The 22,691-nt window shown below is 49.8% G+C and carries 20 protein-coding genes and 2 rRNA genes; 7 read left to right on the forward strand and 15 right to left on the reverse strand.

The features are described from left to right. Positions 1-570 (reverse strand): LysR family transcriptional regulator (locus tag LMED105_RS15065; RefSeq protein ID WP_008252969.1); only part of this gene is annotated, 570 nt, incomplete at its 3' end. Positions 571-693: 123 nt separating this feature from the next. Between LMED105_RS15065 and LMED105_RS15070 the strand changes: the two genes are divergently transcribed. Beyond that, a complete protein-coding gene (locus LMED105_RS15070) occupies positions 694-1,824 on the forward strand; it encodes an alkene reductase (protein WP_008252971.1) in 1,131 nt (376 codons plus the stop codon). A gap of 48 nt (positions 1,825-1,872) precedes the next feature. Beyond that, entirely contained in the window at positions 1,873-2,193 is a 321-nt protein-coding gene (locus LMED105_RS15075) for a nucleotide pyrophosphohydrolase (RefSeq protein WP_008252973.1), read from the forward strand. On the opposite strand, the gene LMED105_RS15080 is transcribed toward LMED105_RS15075, so the two are convergent. The 3 genes from LMED105_RS15080 to LMED105_RS15090 are packed head-to-tail and all read right to left on the reverse strand — an operon-like array spanning position 2,190 to position 5,264. Then, a complete protein-coding gene (locus tag LMED105_RS15080; RefSeq protein ID WP_008252975.1) occupies positions 2,190-3,257 on the reverse strand; it encodes a zinc ribbon domain-containing protein in 1,068 nt (355 codons plus the stop codon). The two genes, LMED105_RS15075 and LMED105_RS15080, sit on opposite strands and share 4 nt — an antisense overlap. A gap of 47 nt (positions 3,258-3,304) precedes the next feature. Next, entirely contained in the window at positions 3,305-4,141 is an 837-nt protein-coding gene (fghA, locus tag LMED105_RS15085; protein WP_008252977.1) for an S-formylglutathione hydrolase, read from the reverse strand. Between the two features lies 1 nt (position 4,142). After that, complete coding sequence (locus LMED105_RS15090) at positions 4,143-5,264, reverse strand: S-(hydroxymethyl)glutathione dehydrogenase/class III alcohol dehydrogenase (RefSeq protein WP_369746247.1); 1,122 nt, start codon at positions 5,262-5,264, stop codon at positions 4,143-4,145. 136 nt (positions 5,265-5,400) lie between these two features. Here LMED105_RS15090 and LMED105_RS15095 point away from each other — a divergent pair, with 136 nt between their 5' ends. Further along, positions 5,401-5,982 carry a sigma-70 family RNA polymerase sigma factor gene (locus LMED105_RS15095; protein WP_008252981.1) on the forward strand — a complete coding sequence of 194 codons (582 nt, stop codon included), beginning with the start codon at positions 5,401-5,403 and terminating at the stop codon, positions 5,980-5,982. Next, the gene (locus tag LMED105_RS15100; RefSeq protein WP_008252983.1) at positions 5,979-6,614 is read left to right on the forward strand and encodes an NrsF family protein; all 636 of its coding nucleotides are present in this window, start codon (positions 5,979-5,981) and stop codon (positions 6,612-6,614) included. Before LMED105_RS15095 ends, LMED105_RS15100 begins: the two co-directional genes overlap by 4 nt. A gap of 23 nt (positions 6,615-6,637) precedes the next feature. Here the strand turns inward: LMED105_RS15100 and LMED105_RS15105 are convergent, their stop codons facing one another. The 8 genes from LMED105_RS15105 to LMED105_RS15140 form a co-directional block, all read right to left on the reverse strand. Then, the gene (locus LMED105_RS15105) at positions 6,638-7,156 is read right to left on the reverse strand and encodes a 2OG-Fe(II) oxygenase (protein ID WP_232222767.1); all 519 of its coding nucleotides are present in this window, start codon (positions 7,154-7,156) and stop codon (positions 6,638-6,640) included. A 173-nt stretch (positions 7,157-7,329) separates the two neighbouring features. Continuing rightward, positions 7,330-8,241, reverse strand: coding sequence for a chemotaxis protein (locus tag LMED105_RS15110; RefSeq protein WP_040513726.1), 912 nt, complete (start codon positions 8,239-8,241; stop codon positions 7,330-7,332). 115 nt (positions 8,242-8,356) lie between these two features. After that, positions 8,357-9,211 carry a hypothetical protein gene (locus tag LMED105_RS15115; RefSeq protein ID WP_008252987.1) on the reverse strand — a complete coding sequence of 285 codons (855 nt, stop codon included), beginning with the start codon at positions 9,209-9,211 and terminating at the stop codon, positions 8,357-8,359. Between the two features lie 126 nt (positions 9,212-9,337). Next, complete coding sequence (locus tag LMED105_RS15120; protein WP_008252988.1) at positions 9,338-10,345, reverse strand: succinylglutamate desuccinylase/aspartoacylase family protein; 1,008 nt, start codon at positions 10,343-10,345, stop codon at positions 9,338-9,340. A 102-nt stretch (positions 10,346-10,447) separates the two neighbouring features. After that, positions 10,448-12,814 (reverse strand): RND family transporter, encoded by a 2,367-nt coding sequence (locus LMED105_RS15125; protein ID WP_008252989.1) that lies wholly within the window; start codon positions 12,812-12,814, stop codon positions 10,448-10,450. 14 nt (positions 12,815-12,828) lie between these two features. Further along, complete coding sequence (locus tag LMED105_RS15130) at positions 12,829-13,989, reverse strand: hypothetical protein (protein ID WP_008252990.1); 1,161 nt, start codon at positions 13,987-13,989, stop codon at positions 12,829-12,831. 106 nt (positions 13,990-14,095) lie between these two features. Further along, the gene (locus tag LMED105_RS15135) at positions 14,096-15,439 is read right to left on the reverse strand and encodes a DUF1329 domain-containing protein (protein ID WP_008252991.1); all 1,344 of its coding nucleotides are present in this window, start codon (positions 15,437-15,439) and stop codon (positions 14,096-14,098) included. Positions 15,440-15,494: 55 nt separating this feature from the next. Next, complete coding sequence (locus LMED105_RS15140; protein WP_008252992.1) at positions 15,495-17,477, reverse strand: DUF1302 domain-containing protein; 1,983 nt, start codon at positions 17,475-17,477, stop codon at positions 15,495-15,497. 281 nt (positions 17,478-17,758) lie between these two features. Between LMED105_RS15140 and LMED105_RS15145 the strand changes: the two genes are divergently transcribed. Beyond that, positions 17,759-18,649, forward strand: coding sequence for a methylated-DNA--[protein]-cysteine S-methyltransferase (locus LMED105_RS15145; RefSeq protein WP_008252993.1), 891 nt, complete (start codon positions 17,759-17,761; stop codon positions 18,647-18,649). Here LMED105_RS15145 and LMED105_RS15150 read toward each other — a convergent pair. After that, entirely contained in the window at positions 18,636-19,697 is a 1,062-nt protein-coding gene (locus LMED105_RS15150; protein ID WP_008252995.1) for an aldehyde reductase, read from the reverse strand. The genes LMED105_RS15145 and LMED105_RS15150 overlap by 14 nt on opposite strands. 84 nt (positions 19,698-19,781) lie before the next feature. Here LMED105_RS15150 and LMED105_RS15155 point away from each other — a divergent pair, with 84 nt between their 5' ends. Further along, complete coding sequence (locus LMED105_RS15155; protein WP_083797229.1) at positions 19,782-20,708, forward strand: alpha/beta hydrolase; 927 nt, start codon at positions 19,782-19,784, stop codon at positions 20,706-20,708. A gap of 95 nt (positions 20,709-20,803) precedes the next feature. Then, the gene (locus LMED105_RS15160; RefSeq protein ID WP_008252999.1) at positions 20,804-22,063 is read left to right on the forward strand and encodes a serine hydrolase; all 1,260 of its coding nucleotides are present in this window, start codon (positions 20,804-20,806) and stop codon (positions 22,061-22,063) included. Between the two features lie 174 nt (positions 22,064-22,237). Here the strand turns inward: LMED105_RS15160 and rrf are convergent. Both rrf and LMED105_RS15170 read right to left on the reverse strand, forming a co-directional pair. Continuing rightward, positions 22,238-22,350: ribosomal RNA gene (gene rrf, locus LMED105_RS15165) — 5S ribosomal RNA — on the reverse strand. Between the two features lie 246 nt (positions 22,351-22,596). After that, positions 22,597-22,691, reverse strand: a 23S ribosomal RNA gene (locus tag LMED105_RS15170); the annotation flags it as partial.

The raw sequence follows: 22,691 nt of genomic DNA on the forward strand, positions 1-22,691 counted from the left end.
CAGACAGTTGTGTGCGCTTAAATCATCGGGTTTTTGAGGAGTACCGTGGCGTGCCAAATAAGCTGCGGACACAATAACTGCCCTGCTCACTGAGCCAATCCGCCTTGCAATCAGGCGACTGTCTTTTAGTGCGCCCACACGGAAGGCCACATCGATACCCGCTGCCACCAGGTCGACAAAACTGTCGTCTAGTTGCAGGTCAATTCGCATTTTCGGATATCGCTCATAAAATGCGGCGAGTCGAGGCACAATGTGAATTCGGCCAAATGCGACAGGCGCAGCTACCCTTAAAAGACCGCTAACCTCGTGTTCAGCGCGATGCACTTCGCTTCGGGCCTCCTCCAAAGTATCAAGCACTTGCCGACACCGTTGGTAATACAGGCGTCCCGCCTCGGTTAACGCGTGGCTGCGGGTGGAGCGCACAAGCAATAAAACGCCAACGTCAGCCTCCAAGGCCTGCACCTGTTTACTGATGGCTGACTGTGTTGTGTGGGCCTGCCTTGCCACCGCGGAGAAGTTGCCTGTTTCCACCACCCTGACGAACGTCTCCATCAACTTCAAGCGATCCATTCAGCGATTCCTTAATATATTCCCCTCAGGAATAAATACTATAACAACTGTTCCGTAGACCCATGGGCTGTGAATACGCATAATGTGCAACATTGCACTGCAACACAAGAGGAGTACCAAAGCATGAATGCACCCACCCCACACGTGAATGAACAAATTGCCAACGTTGATGATTTGAAACTGTTTCAACCCGGAAAAATTGGCAGTATTGAAGTGAAAAACCGGGTTGTCATGGCCCCGTTGACGCGTTGTCGCTCAGACGAAGCAGCAGGAGATATTCCTGGCAGCGACATGAACATTGAGTACTACAAGCAACGCGCAAATGCGGGCTTGATCATCAGCGAAGGAACGCAGGTTTCGCCAGCCGGGAAAGGCTACATGGCTACGCCCGGAATATATTCCGAGGCGCAAGTACAAGGCTGGAAACCGATCACCGCCGCCGTTCATGCCGCTGGCAGCAAAATCATTGCGCAGATTTGGCATGTTGGCCGCATTACACACCCGGACCTGACTGGCGGCCTGAGCCCGATTGCGCCTTCAGCGGTAAAGCCCAATGTAGTGGCCTACACCCACAATGGCAAGGTAGAGGTGCCAGTGCCACATGAGCTGAGCGCAGATGAGATCAAAGTGGTCGTGAATGAATATCGCCAAGGTGCGGCCAATGCCATCAAGGCTGGTTTTGACGGCGTGGAAATCCACGGGGCAAATGGTTATTTGATCGACCAGTTTTTGCGCGATGGCGCCAACAAACGTACCGATCAATATGGTGGCAGTGCCGAGAACCGTGCGCGCTTTGCCCTTGAAGTGGTTGACGCAGTCATTGCTGAAATCGGTGCGGGTAAGGTGGGCATTCGCTTGTCCCCGGTAACACCATTCAACGATCTGAGCGATAGCAATCCTCAAGCTGTATTTGGCTACCTGATCGAGCAATTAAACCAGCGTGGAATCGGCTTCATCCATATGATTGAAGGCTCGACGGGCGGTGACCGCGATGTACCCGGTTTTGATTACGCATGGGCCCGCAAAACGTTCCAAGGTACCTACATCGTGAACAACGGCTATACCCGTGACATGGCGATCAATGCCCTGGAAACCGGCTGGGCCGATGCGGTTTCTTTCGGACGGGCTTACATCTCCAACCCCGACCTTGTGCAGCGCCTGAAACTGAACGCACCCTTGGCGGAGGGTAACCCGCAGACTTATTACGCTCCAGGGCCAGAAGGCTACATTGATTACCCATCATTGAACGCGTAAATCAAAACGCCGGCCACAAGCCGGCGTTTTTTTTGATAATCTCAAGGCATGAGCAAAGACAGCCTTGAAGCACTTCAACAACAATTGATCGAATTTTCCAATGCGCGGCGTTGGGAAAAATTTCATTCCCCAAAAAACCTCAGTATGGCGTTGTCGGTCGAAGTGGCAGAATTGCTGGAACACTTTCAATGGCTAACCGAGGAAGAATCAAGGGGCATCGAGGGCAGCAAGCTGGATGAAGTCAAAGAAGAAGTGGCCGACGTGCTGCTTTACCTGCTACAAATCTGCAATCAGTTGCACATCGACCCAATCGATGCCGCCCAGAAAAAACTGGTGAAAAATGCCCTGAAATATCCCGCAATCGACTAGGGTTGCGCGGCTTGCGCTGGTGGGTCAGGCAAGCGAGCCCCAGTACCACAAGCGTGACAATACTTTGAAAACGTGCTTTTACGAGAACCACAGGCTGTGCACTTGTCGTGAAGACCTATTCCGCAATGTGGACAAAAATCAATCGTTGAGTCTTTCAAGTCAACCGTGCGTTCACAGCCTGGGCAAATGCCTTTAAGCAAACGTGCCAGTGCCGTGTCGTAATCCAGAACTTCTCGTCGCTTTGTTTCAGGTTGCGCTTCGGCCAATCGTTGCTGTTCCAGGTAACGGTTCAGGGCACGAATCGCCTGACGGCCTACCAGTACCGTAATGACAATACCCACGATATAGCGAATGTATCCCCCGTAACTGGGCAGATACGGCACCAACTCGACGAAAAATACAAACAAGGCGAAATAGATAAACCCCCACACGAAGGGCCAGTAAGTGCTTTGACGCTTGGTTTTGTAAAACCAGCCAGCGACCAGCAACAGCGGCAAAGTCAAAGCGAGGCGATAGCCAAACACGCGCAATTCCTGGCTTTGAATGGCACTGGTGTATTCGCCTTGTGCAGCACGCTCCAAGTCATTCAATTGCAATTGTGCTTTTCGATTGGCCTGCTGTGCATCCAGCAGCAATTTCTGCTGCATTTCCAACTGAGCCAGCGCCACTCGCTCAAGGGCCTGTAGATTGTCAACTCGCTCGGTTCTAGCAATCAGCTCCTGGTCTTGATCAGGAAGTGCAGTGGCCTTGCGTGTGGCCACCCACGCCATGAACTTCTCCCGTTCGGAATCTGTATCAGCCTCGGCCGCACTGTGCTTCAGTCTTGACTGTTCCAAAGCATCACTCACCTCGCGCTCGTTGAGTTCAGTCTTTCGGATCTGCTCTCGAACTGTTTTTAGTTCGATTGGATCCATGAAATCTTCGAGCGTTTGGGTTTGTTCAATTTGAGGCAAATCGCCCACGAGCGTGCCACCCAAACCGATCAGGAACCATGCGAAAACCACGGCCACCATCCACAAGCCGCGGCGAAACCATTTTTCTGACAACCTCAGTGATTTGCTCATCTGAATCTCATCCTGTTTTTATATGGTTTCAACAACGCGCGAGTGGCTTATTTCAGATACCGCGCATGGAAACGCAAATGATCCTCAATGAAGGTAGCAATAAAATAGTAGCTGTGGTCGTACCCAGCCTGGTAACGAACTTCGGCTTGATAACCGGTTTCCTGCAGAGCCGCCTCCAACAATTCGGTTTTCAGTTGCGAAGCCAGAAAGTTATCGGACAAACCTTGGTCGATCAACATGGGAAGTTGCTGAGCGCCCGCGCGAATGAGCGCCACAGTGTCATGACGCTGCCAGACTGCGGGATCGTTGCCCAGGTACAAAGCCAAGGCCTTCTGCCCCCAGGGACATTGCGTGGGGCTGACTATAGGCGCAAATGCACTCACCGACGCATAGCGAGCCGGGTTGTTCAATGCGATGGTAAGCGCCCCATGGCCCCCCATTGAATGACCAAAAACCGATTTAAGCTGACTAACCGGCAAACTTTCTTCGATCAGGGCTGGCAACTCATCAATGATGTAGCTATACATTTTGTAGTGTGAGTTCCAGGGCACCTGAATGGCATCCACATAGAAACCAGCGCCCAATCCAAAATCATAAGCCTTGTCAACGTCATCGGGCACGCCTTCTCCACGCGGGCTGGTGTCGGGCATCACCAAGGCGATTCCCAACTCCGCTGCTACTCGTTGTGCACCAGCCTTGGTAGTAAAGTTCTGATCAGTGCATGTCAATCCCGACAACCAGTACGCCACCGGTACCCGCTGCCCTGCCTGGGCTTGGGGTGGCAAATAGACGCTGAACTGCATGCTGCAATTCAGCACCTCTGACACATGTTCATACTGGTTTTGCAGACCACCAAAGCATTGAACGCTGCTGAGTAATTTCATATTAAAAATGGATTACTGTGCGAATGGATTTACCCTCGTGCATCAAATCAAAGGCTTCATTGATTCGCTCCAAAGGCATGGTGTGGGTAATAAATGTGTCCAGATCAATTTCATCATTCATGAAGCGGTTCACATAGCCTGGCAGTTCCGTGCGGCCTTTCACTCCGCCAAACGCACTGCCACGCCACACACGGCCTGTCACCAATTGAAACGGGCGTGTGGCAATTTCCTGTCCAGCGCCTGCAACCCCAATAATCACTGACTCGCCCCAACCCTTGTGGCAGCATTCCAGTGCCGATCTCATCACATTCACGTTACCAATGCACTCGAACGAGAAGTCGACACCGCCATCGGTCATTTCCACGATGACTTCCTGTATCGGTCTACTGTGGTCCTTGGGATTCACAAAATCAGTCGCACCCAATTTTTTTGCGATAGCAAACTTGTCTGCATTGATGTCGATTGCAATAATTCGGCTGGCCTTGGCCTGCACAGCGCCAATAATTGCAGCCAAACCGATTCCTCCCAATCCAAATATAGCGACTGTGTCGCCAGCCTTAACCTTGGCAGTGTTGTGCACGGCGCCTATACCAGTGGTTACTCCACATCCCAGCAAACACACTTTCTCCAAGGGTGCCTTGGGATCAATTTTTGCCAGTGAAATTTCAGGCACCACCGTGTGCTCTGCAAAAGTGGAGGTGCCCATGTAGTGATAAATCGGTTTGCCATCTTTGGAAAAGCGAGTGGTGCCATCGGGCATCAATCCCTTGCCTTGCGTGGCTCGAATCGCTTGACACAGATTGGTTTTACCCGAAGTGCAAAACTTGCACACCCTGCATTCGGCGGTGTAAAGCGGAATGACATGGTCACCCACCGCCAGGCTTGTTACACCCTCTCCAACAGCTTCAACAATCCCGGCACCTTCATGGCCCAGAATCGCCGGAAAAATCCCTTCAGGATCATCTCCGGACAAGGTGTAAGCGTCTGTGTGGCAAACACCAGTTGCAACAATCCGAACGAGTACCTCGCCTTTTTGGGGAGGCATCAAATCAACCTCCTCGATTGATAAAGGTTGACCTGGGCCCCAAGCCACAGCAGCGCGTGTTTTGATCGATTGCAACATGTTGTTCTCCCAATGCTAGCGAGTATTTAAGACAGCTCCCATTATAGTAGGGGTTCATGGCCACCCCGCTGACTGCAAGCAGCATTTGAAGTGTGGTAGTGTCTTGGAACATTTAAAAGCATGCCTTTGTAACCGAATGACCCTTCCTAGCGAATCCATTACCGTGCACCCTCAAGATGATTTTGAGCTTTCGCTCAAACCTTTGTGGATGCGCGCGCAAGGCGGAGACTCCGCAGCCTATCGGGAAGCGCTGTCCAAAATTGCCCAGCGTCTGCGTCGTTTTTATAGTCGTAGACTTCAAGCCTTGCCTGACGAGGTTGAGGATTTGGTGCAGGAAACCTTGTTGGCTTTGCACATGCAGCGTGGCACGTATGACGAGACCTTGCCCGTAAGCAGTTGGGTGTTTGCAATCGCTCGACATAAATTGGTCGATTTGTGGCGCAGGCGCGGTCGACGAGACAATCTGAACGATTCGCTGGATGACCTGACCGAGGACCAACACCCGGTGTCGCAAGAAGAATTGCCCTCGAAACGTGATTTGGGCGTGTTACTGGAACAGTTACCGGAATTACAAAGACAAGCCATTCTGCTCACCAAGATTGAAGGTTTATCGATGATTGAGGCCTCAGAACGCAGCGGTGTATCGGTGGCCGCTCTGAAGGTGCAGGTGCACCGGGGATTAAAACAACTGGCAGCTTTGGTCAGGAGTGAAACATGAAAACAGATGATCTAATTACAATGATTGCAAACCAAGCTGGTCCAGCACCAAAGGTGTCTGTAACCAACCGCCTGGTACCCGCCGGTATTGGAGGTGGCCTGATCGCTGCGGCGATCGTATTGGGTGTTCTGGGATTGATACCCGGTGACATGTTTTCGGAGCCTGGCCCTTGGATAAAAATTGGATACGCAAGCACACTCGCGATTGCTGCGGGCTGGCTCTTTGCTCGCCTTGGGAAACCAGGCGCATCAGGCAAGCAGGCTACCTCGGCGGTGGTTGGTGTGGTTATGATCATGTTGATAGCAGGGGTACTTTCTTACTTGGGCACTCCAGCGTCTGAACGAGCTGCCGCACTCTTGGGGCATTCGTGGCTGGTATGTCCATGGGCCATACTGGCGCTGTCACTTCCCGTGATGGCTGGTGCATTTTGGGCCATGCGTGGTTTCGCCCCTACCGACCTGACTGCGGCCGGGGCAGCCTGCGGATTGTTCTCAGGCTCTGTGGCGGCATTGGCTTATGCCCTGGCTTGTACCGAACCAGCAGCACCTTTTATTGCTGTTTGGTACACACTGGGTATTGCGCTGTGCGGTGTGTTGGGTGCAGTGCTTGGACCAAAACTGTTGCGCTGGTAAAAAACAACTGTCGCCGACCCATCCTAGGCAGGTGGGTCAATGCACAGTGTGCTGGATGTGTTGACTCGATACCATCCGGCAATGCTGTAGCGATGGCGCTTGGCGGGCAGCACTTCATGCGGAAAGTCTTCACTTAAAAAAACAGCAAGGGTTCCAGCCAATGGCTGAATGGTTTCCAAGACGGTTTGAGTACCTTGGTCTGAATACAAGACCATTTCCCCGCCATCTTCCGGGCCCCATTCCGGGTTTAGGTACAACACCACCGACAAGATCCGATTGGCCTGTCCCTTAAACGCGTCCACATGGGTTCTGTAAAAAGCACCCGGTGCGTAATGTGCGAAATGAGATTCAAAGGAAAACAGGCCCAACATCAAAGTGCGGTTCAGGTATTGCTGTAGCTGTGCACTGAATTCAAGCCAGCGACCCGCAGCGCCTCCATGCGTGCTTTCAATCCAGGCAATTTCGTCGCGACGAATCTCGGAATTCGCTTGCTGGCCATGCGCGCGGCCGATACCAGCCTGTTTCAATTCGCCAGCAGCCATGGAAGTGAAGGTTTCCAAGAGTCCCGAAATCAAGCTGGGGGCTAATGCGTCCCTTTGAACGCTGTAACCTTTTAAGCGAAGATCACTTGCTATTAACTCAAACATGACACTTGATATCCAGAAAAGCGCTGACCTCGAATGACCGAAGTGTAGCGCTTTCAAGATAAATTTCATCAAGCGTGTGCCAAAAGCTGACCGATGGCGTTGGAAAGTGAAGTCGAATCAAACTTCTTCACGTAGATGTTGACACCAGCTTCAATACCTCGACGTGCATTTTCTTCTGAAGTCAAAGAGGAATACATGATGATCGGAATGTTCTTGAATCTAGGATCACCCTTGAGCTTCCTGGTCAAAGTACAACCATCCATGATCGGCATTTCCTCATCCACCAACACCAGAGAAACACGCTCTTCCAATTCCTCTGAATTCTGATTGGCACTGGAGGCAAGGGCCAACAATTTTTGCTCGGCTTCAACACCGTTGACCGCATGACTGTGTTTCAAACCCATGGTGTCCAGCACCTCACTGATTTTTCTACGAGCCACAATCGAATCATCCACGAAGAATACAGGCCCAGCTTTATTCAACTCAAAACCGGTGCTGACCGGTGTCGCATCTTTTTCAGGCAACACGCGGTGGCACACGCTTTCAATGTCCACCAAAGAGACCAGACTCCCGTCTTGCAGCATCACCACTCCGAAAACGGATCCTTCCTCGGAATCGTACTTTTGTGGAGGCTTCACATCAGACCAGGGCACGCGAATGATTTTATCGACATCAGTGACTGCGAAAGCCACTGAGCGAGATGCAAATTCGGAAATGATCATTTTAGAGTTAGGTTCGCCATTGGACATGCCAATCGCATCGCCAAGTGACACTACCGGCAGTACCTGTCCGCGCAGCGAAATAACTCCGTTCATTGCGCCTTGCTGCCCCGGAATCTGAGTGACCTGCGACAGTTCAGTGACTTCCCGAATCTTGAATACGTTCAAGCCGAAAATTTCCTGGCCGCCCAAGGAGAAAAGCAGAATTTCAATCATCTCCGTGGATGATTCGCCGGGAGTTCGTTCGTTGTTGTAGTTCATGAGTGGATTGACCGTTAACATGGTTCAGCCTTTATTCTGAACCATGTGAAAACGAATCAAATCCTTAGAAAGGGGGATAAAAGCGGTCTTTTACGCCTTTAAAAGCGTAGCAGATTCAGCCGATATAGGCTGACAATTCTTCGCGGGGATCCGCAAGCAGAGGACCCACTTGAGGCAAGGCGATCGAACCAATAGGCTGGGCGACTGCATCCAGCAAACCGTTCAGGACTTCTGCTGACTTTTCATAGTAATTTATGTTCAACAATGGATCCGCAATCGGATCGAGGAGCTCCACACCTGCCGTATCGATTGAAGAAGACAACAAATCGCGGCCCACCCCAGCGACATTCTCCTGCAAAAATTCGCGAATCCCAGAACCCACGGCTGTACCTGTATCAACAAGCAACTCTCGAAACTCTCCCTGACGGCTGCCATCAAAAGTCTCATCGAACTCTTGTTGGGAAGCCTCGGCCTGAGCAATAGCCTGCTCGATAAAATCAAGCAGAGAGAATCCCGCTGAAACAGAAGAAGGTGCTTCGATAGAGTCATCCGCGATCAACGTCGCACCTGACAATGCAATCTGCTGGACCCCAGACGAACCTTCACTTTCAACCGTCGAGTCCTCAAAACGGGACATCAATTCGGGATTCTGAATATCTGGTTCAACCAAATCGCCGGGCAGCGCGCTTAACTCTTCGGTAACATTCAAAGTAGTGGGTCGACCGGCCAACAAGGGGGTGGAGGCATCAGTAACAAACTTTTCCAACGACTGCGAAGTAACCTCGGTCTCGCTTCGGGTGCTTTTATCAGTGAAAGGGAAAGAAGGCGCACTCGCGTCGACCTCTTGTGAATCAAGCGCTACCGGCGAAACATTCAAACTCACAGCACTGTAGGACTGTGCAGTTGCCCCACCCAAAAGCGCAATTGCCTGGATTGTTTGATCCGAAATTTGATAATTAATACCGCTCATTGTTGTCAAACACCTATTCACTGAGCTTCAATTTAAACAAAAGCGCACTGAAGACTCAATCCGGAAAGTGATATATTTCAATCACTTGTTTGTAGGCATTTGATGCGTTTTATTAGGAAAAGTTACCTATTTCTCCCCTCTTTGGAGTGATTGATTGGCCACAGCCACGTAAAACCATTCCTGACCGGCCTGCGACAGTGTATTAGGGAAAACTATAAAACCGTCCCGACTGGCCCTCACCTCCTCGCCACTTTGTCGAATGCCAATCAACTCACCCTTGCGTATGGGATCGAAGCTAGACCAAGTACGTACAAACTGGTCGTCAAAATGTTGCTTGTCGTTTACCTCGACCAAACTGAGATGCTGGTACTTACTCACTGCTGGTACCGGAGGTCCTTCCATCAATTCCAGGTGAAGCAAGGTATTGGATATAGCAAGGTAAGCAACATCTGGTCCCAAAGGATCATCGTGCTGACCACACTCCAGGGTAACCGCATATCCACCGCTCGAGCGCATGCACTCCGTGGTCCCCATACCATAACGTGGATCTGTATTTAAACCTTCGCCGGATTGACCTGTTGCCTTCAAATAAGCGACACGGTTCGCAACGCCTTTGGCATAGGTGTCCAGCCAACCATCCACAAAACGACTCACCCCCAATCGCAAGGCCAAACCTCGCTCAGCATCCTCGTGCTTGAAAGACTCAAGCGCACTGTCATTGTTCTTTGGGCCAAACAAAGCGAAAGGCACATCCCCTTTCTGAAAACTGTGTATATCCAGCAATACGTCGTGTGCAGCCAGCAAGGGGCACAACCAATTTGCGACATGATCTTCAAAATCAGTCGGGTTACTGGTCGGCGTCAAATTGCGATTCAGGTTCCTGTCACCATTGCGCTGTTTGCGGTTATAGGCCAAAGGATTGGTGATTGGCACAAAGGTCACTTGTCCTTTAACCAACAATCGATCACCACTCTCAAACTCCTGAATCATTTTCAGGATCGCCTTGCTACCTGAAACTTCATTGCCGTGTACAGCACCCAGTACGATCAACTTTGGCCCGGGTTGCAAAGCAGTGAATGTAACTGACTTGAATTGCAAAGGATGAGGAATTGCGGGAAGTGCTGGAAACTGCATGGCAGAAATGGACAGTGAATATGATTGAGGCAGGTTACCACAAACCCGTGACCATAAAAAAAGGGCAGCTCAACGCTGCCCTAGAGTTCGTGTTAACACCAATTAGCGGCTTGGCGCCTCCACGGAAGGACCAAACCTTTTTTTCACTGCACCGTATGCAAATAAGCGTATCAATGCTGGAATCAAGATCACCGCTCCAACCATGTTCCAGAGAAACATGAATGCCAACAGCATGCCCATGTCGGCCTGAAACTTGATTGCAGAGAATGCCCATGTGAACACACCCAACGCCAGAGTGACCGCAGTCAAAGCAACCGCGACACCCGTTGAACGCAGGGTTTCAAAATAGGCATCCTTGAAATTCAATCCCTTGGCAAGGAAACTTTCAAGTCGATTGTAAATGTAGATGCCATAATCAACCCCGATACCCACGCCAAGCGCAATTACAGGCAGCGTCGCAACTTTAATACCGAGATTGAGTTGCACCATAATGACCTTGCACAACACCTCTGTGATAAATAAGGGAATCATGATGGCCAGCATCACGCGGAAACTCTTGAATTCCCACCACACCAAAGCTCCCACGATGCCATATACCAACAGCAACATAGTTTTCTGAGCCTGCTCCACAACAATGTTGGTTGCCGCTTCAATACCGCTATTACCCGCAGCCAGAATAAACTTGGCATCTGCTGAATCATTCTCCGCAGCAAAAGCCTGAACCTTGGCTACCACCCGCTCAAGTGTCTCGGCTTTGTGATCCGACAAGAACAGAATCACAGGTGTCATCGAACATTCGGAGTTGTACAAAGTGGTGGGAATATTCTTGTGCGCACCATTTGAAATGAAGCGATCACGGGAAATGGCCAACCACTTCGGATTACCACCATTGAAACCGGCAATGATGTTTTTCATCACAGTGAACAGAGAAACCGTGCCTTCTACTCCTTCCAGGTTCTCCATCTCCCACTGAAAGCGGTCTACCGCAGAGGCCACCGGGTAGGCGCCACATTCACCCGCCGGTGTCTCCACCATCACCACAAACACATCCGAGCTGGTGGAGTAGTTCTCGACTAGAAACTTCACATCTTGGTTGTATCGTGAGTCAGGACGAAGTTCTGGTGCACCTGGATCCAAATCACCAATCTTGATGTCGGCAGAGGCAAACAAGCCAGCCACCAATATCAGCGCAGCCGCAGCACTCACACTGTAAGCCACTTTCTTTTCAGTCAGGCGAGACAAAAGATGTGACACTGTGTGCTTACTGGCTTCCTGCTTGGCAACCTGCTTCAAACCACGCTCGGTCACATCCGTATAACTCATCAGCACTGGCAACAAAAACATCTTGGTGAAAATAATCACTGCCACACCAATTGAGGCGCTGATCGCCAATTCGCGAATCACACCAATCTCAATCACCAGCAATGTAGAGAAACCAACAGCATCGGCCAGCAAAGCAACAGAACCGGGAATGAACAGCAGGTGAAAAGTAGCCTTGGAAGCTTGGATTTTATCGGCTCCGTGGAAACGTTCCGAAGCCATCGTTCGCACGTTCTGAATCGCATGACTCACACCAATCGCAAATGTCAAAAATGGAACAAGTATGGAGTAAGGATCAAGTCCAAAACCCAACAAGCTCACTGAACCCAAATGCCAGATCACCGCAAGAGAACAACAAAAAATAGTGGCTGCGGTACTCTTCCAGCAACGGGAATACCACAACAGCAAAATCACGGTCAGCACGAAGGTGATTGCGAAAAATCCTGCAATATCCTTGGCACCTTCGATCAAATCTCCCACCACTTTGGCAAAACCGGTGATGTGAATGGAAATATCCTCACTCTGATACTTATCGCGAATCAATTCCTCGATACGCTCTGAGAGCTTGCCGTAACTTAGCTTCTCGCCAGTATCTGGATCTACTTCCAATAACGGTGCCAAAATAATGGCGGAACGCTGATCGTTCGAAACCAGAGATCCGATCCGCCCCGAACGCTCTACGTTGGCTTTCACAGCTTCAATCTGTTCTGGGGAGCCCGAAAAACCTTGACCAATGACAGGCCCCATTCGCAACCCTTCCTCGGTGACTTGTCGCCACATCACATTGGGTGTCCAAATGGAACTCAAATTCCCGCGATCAACGCCTGGAATATAAAAAACCTCATCGGTAATCAAGCGAAGTTTCTCAAGAAACTCCGCCTCATAAATGGTTCCGTTCTTATTGTGAACCGCGATGCGAAGGACGTTTCCCAGCGGGCGTAACTCGTTCTCGTAATTCAGGTAATTGGCAATAAACGGATGCGTGACTGGCACCATTTTCTGAAACGATGCATCAGGCCTCAGCTGCACTGCGTGGTAAGCAAAAAACACAGACAACACAGCAAACACAGCTATAACCAGTTTGCGATGCCCAAACAAAATCGACTCAAAAAACCGTTCGACCTTACCCAATTCTTCTTGATTGCTCATGACAGTTCTTCCAGTTAGCGTGGCAGCGCGAGAGTTCTAGGGCCATTCTGACCACTCAATACCAAAGTGTTGTTGACCAGAGCCATGCCAGTGACAGGCTTGCCCTCGGAAGCACTCACCATTTTCAATGTAGTACCCGACTCATCGGTTTGTACCAAGCGACCTTTTTGATCCACAAATAATGCAGTCTTCCCAAGCGTTAAACCCTGGACAAAACTTTCCTTGCTGGGACTTTGCAACTGCCACCAAGCGCTGGCACCCGCACCTAATCGGTAAACATTGCCACCAAAACCGTATGCAAAAATAATAGGCAGCCCTTCCTCATTGCGAGTAACTACAGTGCCGTAGAAATGGCCGTTGTAGCCGGTATCCGAACGTGTCCAGGTCGCAGCAAAATCTTTGGAAATATAAACGCGCCCAGCTTCACCAGCAATCAACATAAGCCCGGTGTCATCACCATACAATCCGTTGTAGTGACGAAAATCAGGATTGTCCAGGCGATTCGCAATCAGCGTCCACGTCATGCCACTGTCTTTGGTTTCAAAAATTTGCCCGTAACTGCCTACCACCCAGCCAGTATTTTCATCCTTGAACCAGACATCAAGCATGGGGCGCGCAGGGCCAAATCGCGCACCAGCCTCCGCGTCTTCAAATGCGAAAGTTGCTGCCTCCAACGCTTCAGTCATCTTGTCCTGCTCAGCCGGACTCGCAGCGTCAAATCGACTCTGCATGTCTTCCATTTTCTTCTTTGCCGCAGCAACCACCTGTTCATTGGCTTTGATGCCGTCAAATACTTTGGCCCAGCTTGCGCCGGCATCCGTTGACTTCAGTACGACGCCATCGTGACCAACCACAAACGCCAGGCTGTCATTCACAAACTGCACACCCGTCAAATTGACTGACACGGGCACTTTGGCTTGAGTCCACACCTTGCCTTCGTTGTCTTTTACTCCTTGCGCAGCATCGCCTGCAGCGAAGTCTCGCTTCAAAATAATGCCTCTCTCGCCCACCACCAGCACGTTGCTACCCTGGGAAGTCACATTGAGCGACAAAGCCTTCGCAGCCTTTGGTGCTTGAATTGCAGGTAAATCCAACGGATCTTTAAATGCATAACTGAATTGACTAACGCACAAACTCAGAGTCAGTAAGGTTGCACGCAGCAGTGGCTTTTTCATGCCATCTCCAATTTAAAAAAACCCAGAGAAGTGATTTCTCTGGGTTGCAAAAAATTAAACCTCAGGCGTATGGGACACCATACGCCCCACACACGCTGAAACATCATTACCTACCCATACGGCGCAGCGCTGCTGTCGAAAAGTCAGCTGTGGTGTACTTCTTGCCAAACTCGACAGGCTTTTCTTCATTGGTCAAAGCATTCACAAGATATCGACGCGCTTGCAAGTCATAAATCACTTCGCCGGCAGGGCCAAAGGCAGGCGCATCGTACAACTGAACGCCATACACCTCGCGCACGCGCCACAAGCCGCCACGTGCGTCGTACTGGTCTGCATGCAAAACAGCCCATGAGTCTTCATCAATAAAGAACACGCGCTTGGAGTAAATATGACGAGCGCCAGGCTTCAATGTGGCCTCGACCACCCAAACACGGTGCAATTCATAACGCAAATGGTCGGGGTTCACATGATTCGGCTTGATGATGTCGCTGTATTTCAAAGCCTTGCTGGTCAACTTGAAGTTGTTGTAGGCCACATACATTTCTTTCTTGCCTACCAGCTTCCAGTTGTATCGATCTGGTGAGCCATTGAAACCGTTGAAGTCATCGTTGGTCCTCAAGCCATCAGCACCAATACCTGGTGAGTCATACGCCAGTTCAGGCGCGCGAATCACGCGACGCTGCCCAGGGTTGTACTGCCACGCCAAACGGGGTTCCTGCACCTGATTCAAAGGCTCGTGTACCAAGGCCACCTCACCAGCTGCGTTCGCAGGTGCTGTGGTTTGATTCAGGTAATAGAAGATTCGGTTAGGTTCGGGATCTGCCATGAAAGACGCATAGGAAATGGTTTCCGTACGCTTGCCCACGGTAAAGCTGCCATTCGTTTGAACAGGAAAGTCAGCCGAGTAACGAGTAATTGAACCACCCAAATCACGCATCAAATGGTTCCAGATCACCTGAATGCCATCCGTAGGAATAGGAAATGGCACATTGGATTTTTTCAGGTTCAGGATACCGTTGCCACCCTCGGCCAGCTTGATACCAGCCGCCTCTTCTTTGGCGAACTTGTAAACATCAGCACGGTAAGCAGCGGTTCTCTGTGTTGGGTATACGTTTATTTTATAAGTAGGGTAGCGCTTCATCATCTCCATTTGCCCAGGCGCCAACTTGTCTTTGTGCTGTTCCATATTTGCAGCAGTAATAGTCAAGGTTGGCTTGTCAGCCGCAAACGGATCAACGTAACCTTTTGCAGGGTCAAATCCTGCAGGCGGCTTGCTCAGACCACCGTTCCACGCAGGAATAGTACCCGCAGCGTTACCCGCCTTTTCCGCACCGATGGGAGTCAGCGTGGTGCCCAGCTTTGAAAAATCAGCTGACTGCGCGTGCGCGGATACGGCCGAGCCCAGCAGGGCCAATGAAACAGCCAACTGCTTGATCTTCATCAATTTCATCTCAATACTCTCCTAAAAACAAACCTTGAATGGCTCACCCTCGTCGTTCCACCTTTTACAGGTTGGCGCCCACTACCAAAGACAGGAAGTCACGGTCTTTGAATGGATCGAAATAAGCCTTGTCATTGAACATGCTGTAGTTCATCTCAGCAAAATACTTGGCTGACTGGATCTCAGCCCTCAACCCGAGACCCAAATTCATGCGGTCTTCAAGGAAGACACCGTCGGCTGAATAGCCTTTAAAGTCATGAGAAAAAAAGATGCGTGGTGCCAAAGTGACCCCGAAAATAGCATCGGGATATTGTGCAACAGACAAAATCCGATAACCGAATGCAGTTTCAGTTGCATAGCCGTCCACTGCACAATTCCTAGAATTCGGATTAACCCCAGCATTACAGTCACCGCCGTTGTATGTGGCGTGGGCGCCAGCGCCAAAAGCAGGAGAACGACCAAAGCGCTCACTGGTAAACGGATCACCAATACCGCGCCACATTTGAGCACCAATCTCACCAATCACAGCAACCTGACTTGCTCCCAATCGACGGGGAAACAAGGCAATCGTTGACATCTGGGCCTGAATTTTATCCAAGGGTTTTGAGCCAGGCAAAATCGAACCGACCGGGAACTGCGCATTGTCGCCATAGCGCGCCAAAGGACCGTCTCCGGTTGCTCCACCTTTTAACAAATCTGCGGTGTTATAGGCGGCCGGGAAGTCCTTGGTGTAACTAACCTCACCAAATACTGAGTAACCAAACAACTCGGTGGCTGCAGACAGACCTGCAACCTGAATATTCTCTGATCCATAATCAAAGAAATACGACAGTGGATTCACCACACTCTGACCCGCCAGTTCCAGCCCATTGAATAAGGAACCGTCGAATCCAGATGGTGTTTTCTTCAAAGACAGATTGGGAATACGCTGGTGATAATTCACAATGTAAGCGCCGAATTCAGTGCCAATCTCGCCCGCGTAGTAACGGCCGGACAACCCAATCTGCCCGGAATCTTTGGGCCTGCGATCTGCCAATTGGGCCATCCGGAAATTCAAGCTACTCAAGTCTGCTGGTAATCCAGTAATACCGCCCAAAAGCCCCGCCAATGGACCAAGACCTGAGAACAAGGTTGTGTCAATCGGGATACCTCCGGCAGTAATTGTGCCTCCACCAGAGAAACTTTGTTGATCATCATAGCCAGTGAAATCGATATCACCCACCGGAGTGCTCAAGATGCCGGGGTTGATTGGGGCACCCTGGAAATTACAGTTCAACAGGTCGGCCTGAGAAAAGAAGGTACCGCAACCATCCGCAACCACCTTCTCATGGTTCAACTGAACAAAACCCTCTAATGACAGTTCGTCTGTTGCCTGAATATTCGCAGAGATCTGGGGTATGGGCAGGAACACCTCTTTCAGCTGCGCACCCGGGCGACGAAGCGCCGCCGAGTCAAAGTTGGAATACTGGTTCACACCACCCAACACGAACAAAGCCTCACCCCAGGTCACCACCTGGTTACCGATTTTCAAGGTCAGCGGCTTGCCTAAGGGCTCATAATTGCCAAAGAAGTAAGCATCCAGAAACTGCGCATCCTCAAATTTCGTGCCTTTGTCAAACCCGTTGTCATTCAAAGGCTCATTCGGCCGAAACCCGTTGTTGGATGACCCATGTGGCACCCTGTTACTTCTATTGTGAAAATCCGAGAAAGCTTTGGCTCGAATGAAAACACCGTAGTTGTCTTTTTTAAGTTCAAGCTCACCTACAGCTTTGGCCACCGCGTTGAATACATCACCCTTGCTGTAATTCAAGTTGCCGTCGTCGACCGTACCACTCGAAGCCTTACCACCATTGCCTATAAACACCAAGGACTCATCAGCGTCTTTGGTTCTCATGGAAGCTCCAACAGTCACCTCCATTGCCCAACGGCCTTCAATACCGACAGGTCCCTCAAAGGAGCCCGCGGCCAAAGAGAAGCCATGCATGGACATCAGCGCAGATAGAACAGCAAATTTCAGTGTGGAATTCTTGGGCAGAAAACCGGCCATTTATGTCTCCTCAGGGCCTTGTTGGCCTCTTGAATAGATAGTGCGATAACCAATCTAAAGTGTGTAATAGTTACCCCTCATACTAAGACACACTCCATTTAGATTCACAAATCGAACAATACCCACAAGAAATAGAAAAGCACTTGCAAAAATCCATGTAACTTGTGAGTAAATTTCGATTCCCACTGTGCGCCCAAGTTTAGATTTGCGCAAGAAACAGATTGCACCAACACGCCGTAAGAACCACACTGACAAAGTGAATAACCATTCAGAACATTGCCGTGAGACAATTTGAAACCCACAAGCAATACCAACTCATCGCGAGAGCAATTAAGGTTCTGGAGCAACATGCAAACAGTTTTGCGATAGAACACAATGGCGTCGAACCCAAGTTAGCCATACTGGCCAAGCACCTGAACACCTCTCCATTTCACTTACAACGCACCTTCACTGAATGGGCGGGAATTAGTCCAAAACAGTTTTTTCATTGTCTGCAAAAAGACCATGCGCGCAAACTGATTTCCTCGGGGAAAAGTGTGCTTCAAACCACCACCGAACTTGGCCTCTCAAGCAGCAGTAAAATTCATCATCTGATGTTGAAGTTCGAAGCGCTTACGCCGGGCGAGATCAAAAATAAAGGACTGAATCAGGTATTCACGATTGGGCAAGCACTCAGTCCGTTCGGCCAAGTGTTCATTTGCCTCACAGACAAAGGCATCAATAGCCTTGAATTTGAATCTGACGAGTTAACTTATGATGTCTGGAAAAGGGAAATCACAGAACTGTATCCCAAAGCGACAATTGTGGAGTCACGCTCGAAAACCGAGCCATTGATTGCCACAATTTTTGACCTCTCTAACCACCAAACCTGCCATTTACCTTTGCATCTGCGCGGCACACCATTCCAACTTCAGGTCTGGCAGGCTTTGATCCACCTACCTCTGGGGCACCTCAAGAGCTATCAGCAAATTGCAAGCTCCATCGGCAAACCATCTGCCAGCCGCGCCGTGGGAAGCGCGATTGCCAAAAATCCAGTCGCGTTTCTAATCCCGTGTCATCGTGTCATTCAGGCCACAGGTGAGTTGGGCCAATATCGCTGGCAAAGTGAACGCAAGAAAGCCCTGCATCTATGGGAGCAGGGCAAAACAGCTGCGGCAATCAACGCCTCTTGAGCAAGCCGTCGTCAATCATTTGCGCAAAATGATCGCACAAGGTTTCCATCAACGGCCTGTAACTCACGCCCAACAAATTGACAGAACGACCGTTGTCGAAACGCAAGTGATAACCCACATTCTTCTGAATAAACTCGCGACTCACCCCGGCTGCAATTGGTGCAACAAGCTTCACCAAAAACTTGGGCAACTGCTTAGTAGGCAATGGGTACTTGGGGAACCGCGCTCGCAAAATCGTCGCCATTTGCAACAAACTGGCGGTGTGCGCACTCAAAATATAGCGCCCCTCCGCATCAGGGTTGAATCCTGCCAACACATGCGCCTTTGCCACCTCTCTAACATCGACAATCCCGAACTCGAGCATAGGAACTCCCGTACGCTGCCTTCCACTGCCCAAGTCGCGCATTACGTCAATACTCGTTGATTGGGTTTGCGTGGTCAATGAAGGCCCCATCACCAAACTCGGATTGATTGTTACCAAATCCCAGCGTGATTGATTTTGCTGAATATCCCAGGCTTTGCGCTCAGCCATCACCTTTGAATAAGAATAAGGTTGGTGCCCTTCGCTGCTTGTGTTATTCCAAAGACGCTCAGTGAAAATTCCGCCTGGTGCTTTTAAAATTTCGACTGCATCCCCATAAATAGAAGCAACCGAACTGGTCAATACCACCCTGCGAACCGTCTCCACCTCGTTGCAAGATTTCAACACATTCTCTGTTCCTTCTACAGCAGGACGAATCAACGCCTCATTCGGATCGGAAAACCCCTTGATCACAAAAGGAGAGGCAGTATGAATCACCAATTCACAGCCTTCAATGGCCGCCCTAAAACTTCCAGGCTGAATTAAATCGGCATCAAATAATTTCAATGTTCCTTTGGTCCCGTCCGTCAGTTTCCAAAGGTGTGCAACCGAACTGGCTTTGTTTGAATCACGCACCGTCGCATGCACCGTAAACCCTTGATCGAGCAGATCCTTCACAATCCAACTGGCGATATATCCTGAAGCCCCCGTAACACAGACCGGCTTGTTCTTGTCAATTGCTACCATCGTCATCATCCCGCGTTCAAATTGTGTTTAATATAAAGCATCACCCATGACCAGCACTGCCCGTGCGCACTACTGTAGCACCTCATGAAACCAACATTACGTTATCTACGCACCCTTAAAATCATCCCGCTAATCCTCTTGGGCGGTTGCTCCGCGCTCGAAGTGGTCAACTCGGTCTCAAAAATTTATGTCGCAGAAGTAAAACAAAACATTGAATTCGGCGCAAATCCCAAGCTGAAATACGATCTCTACCTGCCCAACCATCCCAATGAGGAATTCAGCAATACTCCTGTTATCGTTTTCTTTTATGGCGGCAGTTGGAACAGGGGCGACAAATCCGAATATGAGTTTGTGGGGCGACGCCTCGCATCCATGGGCTATATCACTGCAGTACCCAACTACCGCTTGTATCCAGAAGTGCAGTACCCTGATTTTTTAGTGGATGGCGCCCAAAGCATTGCTCACCTGAAAAAGGAACTTCAAAAACCAGAGTACAAAAACCTGAATCCAGCACAGCAATACGTGTTGATGGGTCACAGCGCAGGGGCCTACAATGCCGCGATGCTCGCACTCGACCCTCGCTGGCTTAGTGCTGCTGGCCTAGAACATCGCACGAGCGTTAATGGATTAATCGGTCTGGCTGGCGCCTACAATATTTATCCAATCAAAGACACTGATGTGCAGCCTGTCTTCAATCACCCGAATTACCCCCCAAGATCTCAACCGATCGACTATGCTGACAAAAGCAATGTTCCTACATTACTTCTAGCGCCCCAAACAGACACCTTAGTCAGCATTGAGCGAAATACCCATGCACTACAACGAGCATTAGCCTCGGCGGGCAATCAATCCAAAGTGGAAAGTATTGAAGGGACAGACCATGTCACCTTGATTGGCACCCTCTCTCCTCTCCTGTTTTTCAAAGGAAGCACCGCCAAGCCGATTGAAGAATTCATGCGGCAACTGAATAAATCAAGTTCCGAAAAAACCGTTAGCGCCACTCACCGCTAGAGAGTCGGCCCTAAAAACTCAATTGACCTAGGCTTTGGCTTGGAATGATACTTGTAAGTTACACAAATACTTACAACAACGAGACAAGCCAAAATATGTTTAAAAAAACAAACATCGTTTCTGTGCCAAGAAACGTAGGATCAGTTACAGAAATCGACTCAAAAGCAGAAACCAGCCCCTACGATGTCAGCATGACGCGAGACAACGTGGAAGCCATATGGAGCAGCGTTGAAAGCTTCTACCGAACTGGCTTGCAACCTGGGATGACTATGGTTATTCGCCGTCAAGGCGAAATCGTACTCAAACGTTCAATCGGACACGCTCGAGGCAACCCTCCTCCAAACCATCCTGATCAAGATGTCGACCAAGTGTTAATGACACCCGACACACCGATTTGTCTGTTCTCGGCTTCTAAAGCCATTACCGCCATGCTCATTCACAAATTGTGCGAGCAAGGGAAACTCGAACTCAACGACAACATCGGAAAATACATTCCGGAATTTGCTTGCAATGGAAAAGAAAATATCACCATCGCACAAGTATTGTCGCATCGAGCTGGCGTTCCTCAAATACCAATAAGCAATCCTCACCCATCTTTGCTTTTCAAATGGGACAGCGTGATTGATCTGATCAACTCCGGCTATACGAACAGAGGCGATGGCAGTCAACAGGCTTATCACGCTATCGTCGGTGGTTATATCTTGGGGGAATTGGTGAAAAGAATTACCGGTAAATCAGTGGAATCTGCTTTGCAAGAATTCATCGCAAAACCGCTCGGTGCAAAATACCTCACCTATGGCCTCCACAAAAAGCACCAAGAACTGGCCGCGTACAACTACAGCACAGGTGCCACACCAGTATTTCCTATCAACGTATTGGCGAAACGCGCACTGAACATTGAATTTGAGAAAATAGCTACCATTTCAAATAGCCCAGGCTTCATGGATGCAAGTATTCCTGCTGGAAACATCTATGGCACCGCCGACGAGGTGAGCCGATTCTATCAAATGATGCTGGATGGTGGAGTTTACAACGGCAATCAAGTTTTTGAAGAAAGTACCGTTAAACTGGCCACCCGACCAGCGGGACCGCTGACTATTGATCAAACACTTATGATCCCGATTCGGTTCTCGACTGGATTCATGCTCGGAGAAAACATTTTTTCCTTATTTGGTATTAAAGCCAAAAAGGCATATGGGCACCTGGGCCTAATCAATATCGTTACTTGGGCAGATCCTTCAAGAGATATCTCTGTGGCATTTCTAAATACGGGTAAATCACTTGATCCTCGTTCCCTCCCTGCCCTTGGGAAAGTATTGGTATCGGTTACCACCAACTGCAGTGTCCTCAGATAGACCCTGTCTTATTTGCGCTGAAGCGTGATGGAAACAAAAAACCAGCCCATTTTTGGGGCTGGTTTTTTTGTAACTTAAACATCAATAATTTAATCGCAGTAGGAGCACAGTATTGATCTGAAATAAAAAACCCCGCCATCTGAGCAGAAGAGCGGGGTTTTTCGGTATTGGAGAGCCTGACGATGTCCTACTTTCACATGCGAATGCACACTATCATCGGCGCTAAGGCGTTTCACGGTCCTGTTCGGGATGGGAAGGGGTGGTACCACCTTGCTATGGTCGTCAGGCAAAGAGGGTTGGCTGTAAGTGCGGTGCCTTGATTGCACTTACTTGTTAGCTAACCAGCGTTGCGGCTGATTGGCTCGATTTGGAACTGATGAGTTATCTTTGAGACAGCGCTGCTATCTTGTTGATGCGTGTTGCGGGTATATCTATATCTAACAAACTACCTTGGTTTTCATTCGGGTTTTACCCCGAGGTAGATTTACTGTGTTGTTTCATGTGCGTATCTTTTAAGCAAGGCTCAATGCTATAGAGCCAAGCCGCACGGGCAATTAGTACTGGTTAGCTTAATGCATTACTGCACTTCCACACCCAGCCTATCAACGTCGTGGTCTTCAACGGCCCT

This window comes from Limnobacter sp. MED105 (assembly GCF_000170915.1).
In the GTDB taxonomy this organism is placed as follows: domain Bacteria; phylum Pseudomonadota; class Gammaproteobacteria; order Burkholderiales; family Burkholderiaceae_B; genus Limnobacter.

Excerpts from the sequence above, each read along its gene's own strand:
- LMED105_RS15070 (WP_008252971.1), top strand. The coding sequence starts at position 694 with ATGAATGCACCCACCCCACACGTGAATGAACAAATTGCCAACGTTGAT.
- LMED105_RS15075 (WP_008252973.1), top strand. The coding sequence starts at position 1,873 with ATGAGCAAAGACAGCCTTGAAGCACTTCAACAACAATTGATCGAATTT.
- LMED105_RS15080 (WP_008252975.1), bottom strand. The coding sequence starts at position 3,257 with ATGAGCAAATCACTGAGGTTGTCAGAAAAATGGTTTCGCCGCGGCTTG.
- fghA (WP_008252977.1), bottom strand. The coding sequence starts at position 4,141 with ATGAAATTACTCAGCAGCGTTCAATGCTTTGGTGGTCTGCAAAACCAG.
- LMED105_RS15090 (WP_369746247.1), bottom strand. The coding sequence starts at position 5,264 with ATGTTGCAATCGATCAAAACACGCGCTGCTGTGGCTTGGGGCCCAGGT.
- LMED105_RS15095 (WP_008252981.1), top strand. The coding sequence starts at position 5,401 with ATGACCCTTCCTAGCGAATCCATTACCGTGCACCCTCAAGATGATTTT.
- LMED105_RS15100 (WP_008252983.1), top strand. The coding sequence starts at position 5,979 with ATGAAAACAGATGATCTAATTACAATGATTGCAAACCAAGCTGGTCCA.
- LMED105_RS15105 (WP_232222767.1), bottom strand. The coding sequence starts at position 7,156 with ATGGCTGCTGGCGAATTGAAACAGGCTGGTATCGGCCGCGCGCATGGC.
- LMED105_RS15110 (WP_040513726.1), bottom strand. The coding sequence starts at position 8,241 with ATGAACTACAACAACGAACGAACTCCCGGCGAATCATCCACGGAGATG.
- LMED105_RS15115 (WP_008252987.1), bottom strand. The coding sequence starts at position 9,211 with ATGAGCGGTATTAATTATCAAATTTCGGATCAAACAATCCAGGCAATT.
- LMED105_RS15120 (WP_008252988.1), bottom strand. The coding sequence starts at position 10,345 with ATGCAGTTTCCAGCACTTCCCGCAATTCCTCATCCTTTGCAATTCAAG.
- LMED105_RS15125 (WP_008252989.1), bottom strand. The coding sequence starts at position 12,814 with ATGAGCAATCAAGAAGAATTGGGTAAGGTCGAACGGTTTTTTGAGTCG.
- LMED105_RS15130 (WP_008252990.1), bottom strand. The coding sequence starts at position 13,989 with ATGAAAAAGCCACTGCTGCGTGCAACCTTACTGACTCTGAGTTTGTGC.
- LMED105_RS15135 (WP_008252991.1), bottom strand. The coding sequence starts at position 15,439 with ATGAAATTGATGAAGATCAAGCAGTTGGCTGTTTCATTGGCCCTGCTG.
- LMED105_RS15140 (WP_008252992.1), bottom strand. The coding sequence starts at position 17,477 with ATGGCCGGTTTTCTGCCCAAGAATTCCACACTGAAATTTGCTGTTCTA.
- LMED105_RS15150 (WP_008252995.1), bottom strand. The coding sequence starts at position 19,697 with ATGGTAGCAATTGACAAGAACAAGCCGGTCTGTGTTACGGGGGCTTCA.
- LMED105_RS15155 (WP_083797229.1), top strand. The coding sequence starts at position 19,782 with ATGAAACCAACATTACGTTATCTACGCACCCTTAAAATCATCCCGCTA.
- LMED105_RS15160 (WP_008252999.1), top strand. The coding sequence starts at position 20,804 with ATGTTTAAAAAAACAAACATCGTTTCTGTGCCAAGAAACGTAGGATCA.